Origin of the sequence: Streptomyces sp. KR55 (assembly GCF_052245645.1) — a bacterium.
Classification (GTDB): Bacteria; Actinomycetota; Actinomycetes; order Streptomycetales; family Streptomycetaceae; genus Streptomyces; species Streptomyces flavusporus.
In genome coordinates, this window is record NZ_JBQQCE010000678.1 from 1 (window position 1) to 3740 (window position 3740).

Genomic DNA, 3740 nt, shown 5'->3' on the forward strand with positions numbered 1-3740 from the left:
CACGGAACCGGGCCCTGCCCACGTCAAGGCGGCCGTCCCAGAACGGAGCGCGGTTGTCCTTCGGATTGCCCAGGCCACGCAGGTGGGCGTACTCGATGCCGGCCTCGGCAAGTGCCTCCCCGAGGCGGGTCTTGCTGAAGCCCCTTTTGCGGCTGATCGGCGTGAGCCGTACGTCCGCCACAACATCGATACGACTGTCGAGGAGCGAGGCCACGAAGGAGTCGATGTCCCGGCCTTCGTACCCGGCCGACCACAGCCCCGGCGTCGCGGCGCTGGTCGTCTCTCGGAACAGCTCGTCGAGCGATGAGCCGAGGGCTCGTGCGAGCTCGCCGACGGTGAAGAAACCTGGCTGGATCGCTCCCCGGTTCTCCAGCCGTGCCAGCGTGCTGACGCCGACACCGGCCTCCTTGGCCAGCCGCTCGCGCGACCACCCCCGCGCCTCTCGCAGCTCCCGCACCCGCAGCGCGAGGAGCTGCGCAGGAGTGTGGTCGTCGTGACGCGCTGAGTGATGACCGGCCATGGGCCGTGATCCTAACGGCCGTTGACTCCTGGCGCGTGGCCGCATGGCGGACCTTGCCTTCATGTGCTCTAGGCCGGTTCGCGGCCCAGGAGGGTGGCGCGTCGGTAGTACTCGTACAGCCCGTCGAAGACCGGCTTGGTGACGGCCATGGTGTGCTCGTCGTCGCCGATCATGGACAGGCCGCGCAGGACGACGTCCAGGCCGGGGGCCTCGGGGGCGTCGAAGCGTTCGTCGTCGAGGTCGGCCTCGTGGACGATCTCGGCGATGCGCCGCAGCGCGGGGTCGCCGGTGAAGTCGTACCGGCGCAGGATGGTCTCGAAGCTGCAGTCGCCGTGGTGGTGGCCGAGTTCGGCGCCGCGCATGTCGAAAGGGGTGGCGTCGGAGGGGACTTCGGCCGGGTCGGTGACGAAGACGAACTCGGCATCGGGGTCGACGAAGCGGCGGAGCAGCCAGGCGCAGGCGGCGCGGTCGATGTGGATGCCGGCGCGGGTGGCCCACTTCATGCGGAGTTCTCCTCGGGAGCAGGGGCGGTGTTCGCGGGGTGCAGGGCCTCCACCGCGGCTTCGGCGGTGCGGCGCTGCGGCGGAGGGAAGTAGTCGCGGCGCTGGATGCGGCGCAATTCGGCGCGCAGCTTGCGCAGAATGCGTTGGCGTTCGTCGTCGGGCTGGTGGCGGGCTTCCTCGGCCTGTGCGCGTACCCCCTCGTACTCGGCGGCGCGGGCGTCGGTCATGGTCCGGGCGAGCCTTCGTTCCTCGGCGAGCGCGGTCGGGTGGGCGATCCACAGGGTGGCGGTGCCGCCGAAGTCGGTGATCTCCTCGGCGATCCACTCCAGCTGCTCCCGAGTGCGGGCGTCGGCGGGCAGCGCGATCACGCCGTCGCTGATCTGGGCGACACCGAGCCGCTTGAGCTTGCGCCAGACGGTGATGCGCGGCGTCGAGGGCTCGCGCGGCAGCCGGTAGGAGAGCAGCACCCACTGGCCCGCGGCGCTGGGTGCCGGAGGGGGCGGGCTGTCGTGGTCGGTCACGCGGAGGGTCCTGGGCGGTGTGGTTTCCCATTGCCCAGAGCGTGCGCTGCGGGCGGCGGCTCTGCCGCTGCCGACGGCTGCAACGAACTGTTCATCTTCATCGGTACCTCGCTCCCTTCCACCTCACGGCACCATGATGTAACCATGGTTGCACTCGCTGATGCCGCCTGGATGGAGACCTCTGCGGATGACCGCCACCGACCGACCGGCCTCGGAACCGCCGAAGACCGAGCCCGACCGGGGCGATCTCATACCGTTCCGCGAGGCCCTGCGCACCTGGTTCACGATCTCGCTGCAGACCTTCGGCGGCCCCGCCGGACAGATCGCCGTGATGCAGCGAACGCTCGTCGAGGAGAAGCGGTGGATCGGCCAGCAGCGCTTCAACCACGCCCTCAGCTACTGCATGCTGCTGCCCGGACCCGAGGCCCAGCAACTGGCGATCTACACCGGCTGGCTGCTCAACGGCACCCGGGGCGGCCTGGCCGCCGGCACCCTCTTCGTACTGCCGGGTGTCGTGGCGCTGCTCGCGCTGTCCGCGCTGTACGTCGGCCTCGGTACGACCGCCGCGGTCACCGGTCTGTTCGCCGGACTCGCCCCTGCCGTGGTCGCCATCGTCGCGCAGGCCGTGTGGCGGGTCGGCCGCCGTTCGCTGACACACCCGCTGCTGGTGGGTCTCGCGGTGGCCTCCTTCGCGGCGTTGGCCCTGTTCCAGGTGCCGTTCCCCGTGGTGATCGTCGCCGCCGGGGCGGCCGGATGGCTGATCGCCCGCTGGGTGGCCGCCGTCTTCAAGCCCGCCGCGCACGGTTCCGGCGACGACGGTCCGGTCCCTCTGATTCCCGACGGCGCACTGCACCACGAGCGCCCGAGCCGCCGCCGTACCGCGCGCATCCTGCTGGCCGGCCTGCTGCTGTGGGCCGTCCCGGTGGCCGCCGTTGCCGTACTGACCGGCACAGGCAGCGTCTTCACCACGCAGGGACTGTTCTTCTCCGGCACCGCCCTGGTCACCTTCGGCGGTGCCTACGCCGTCCTCGCCTATGTCGCCCAGCAGGCCGTGCAGACGTACGGCTGGCTCAGCGCCGGCGAGATGGTCCGCGGCCTTGCGCTGGCCGAGACCACGCCGGGGCCGCTGATCATGGTGGTGCAGTTCGTCGCGTTCCTCGGCGCCTACCGGGACCCGGGCTCCCTCGACCCGTGGGCGGCCGCACTGCTCGGCGCCCTGCTGACCACCTGGGTCACCTTCGTGCCGTGCTTCCTGTTCATCTTCCTGGGCGCCCCCTACATCGAGCGGCTGCGCGGCAACCGTCACGTCTCCGCCGCCCTCAGCGGCATCACGGCGGCCGTCGTCGGCGTCATCGCCAACCTCGCGCTCTACTTCGCCGAGCACACCCTCTTCACCACCGTCGACAACCGCACCTTTGGGCCGCTGCACCTGGGACTGCCGGACCTCACCACCTTCCGTCCCGTCGCCCTCGGCATCGCGCTGGTCGCCGTCGCCCTGATCTTCCGGCTGCGCTGGAGCGTCCTGCGCACCCTGGGCGTGTGCGCCGGCCTTGGGCTCGCGGCGGCCCTGGCCGGCGTGACCGGGAGCTGATCCGCGCCGGCCTCCGGGCCCTCCTCGGCGGTGCCCACCGCCTGCGCCCGCTCCCGTATCAGCCGCCGACCCGACGGCTGCCAGGTACCTTTTCACGTGCCGTAGAGGAATCTCCCCTAGCAATTACTCTGGAACATTGACGGCCCCCACGCGGAGGACCAAACCGCTGGGCCAGGCGCGCAGCTGCGAGCGCCAATCCCGCCGCAGGGCGCGGAAAGTCATGCCGGTGACCCTCCTCCTGGGGAAACTCCCGCACCCGAACCGCAGAAGGTACCAACCATGCCGACCAGCGTTGCCCCGCAGCCCACCGACTTCTCGCTGGACGTGATGGGGTGCCGGTTCCGCGGCGCTGGGCGTAGCACGAGGCTCTGAGGCGAGGGAGCCCAGCGGCAGTCGGTCCGGCGGCCCCTCATAGGGTTTCAGCCTGGGGCGAGGTGAGGTCGGGCGGGTAGCCCTTGGCACGAGCCAGGTGTCGAGGGCTAGGTGTTCTGTCCACGGAGGTTGGTGACGCAGGTCTCGGCTGAGGGATCTTGAAATGGGTGAGGGCCTTCTGGCCTGGTGTGGATTGCGACATCTGCACCGGCGACCAGAGAGGCCCTCGTGCC

At 70.7% G+C, this 3740-nt stretch carries 4 protein-coding genes; 1 reads left to right on the plus strand and 3 read right to left on the minus strand.

The window, feature by feature from the left end; translation table 11 throughout:
* From ACTWQJ_RS48180 to ACTWQJ_RS48190, 3 genes are all read right to left on the minus strand, one after another.
* Positions 1–520, minus strand: a 520-nt coding sequence (locus tag ACTWQJ_RS48180) for a DUF488 family protein (protein WP_443312699.1), incomplete at its 3' end; no start/stop codon positions are given.
* A gap of 68 nt (positions 521–588) precedes the next feature.
* Positions 589–1023: a chromate resistance protein ChrB domain-containing protein gene (locus ACTWQJ_RS48185; RefSeq protein ID WP_443312700.1), complete on the minus strand. Its 435-nt coding sequence runs from the start codon at positions 1021–1023 to the stop codon at positions 589–591.
* Complete coding sequence (locus tag ACTWQJ_RS48190) at positions 1020–1544, minus strand: Chromate resistance protein ChrB (protein ID WP_443312701.1); 525 nt, start codon at positions 1542–1544, stop codon at positions 1020–1022. The genes ACTWQJ_RS48185 and ACTWQJ_RS48190 overlap by 4 nt, the downstream gene beginning before the upstream one ends.
* Before the next feature lie 187 nt (positions 1545–1731).
* On the opposite strand from ACTWQJ_RS48190, the gene chrA reads away from it, so the two are divergent.
* Entirely contained in the window at positions 1732–3135 is a 1404-nt protein-coding gene (gene chrA / locus ACTWQJ_RS48195; RefSeq protein ID WP_443312702.1) for a chromate efflux transporter, read from the plus strand.
* The last annotated feature ends 605 nt before the right edge of the window (positions 3136–3740 follow it).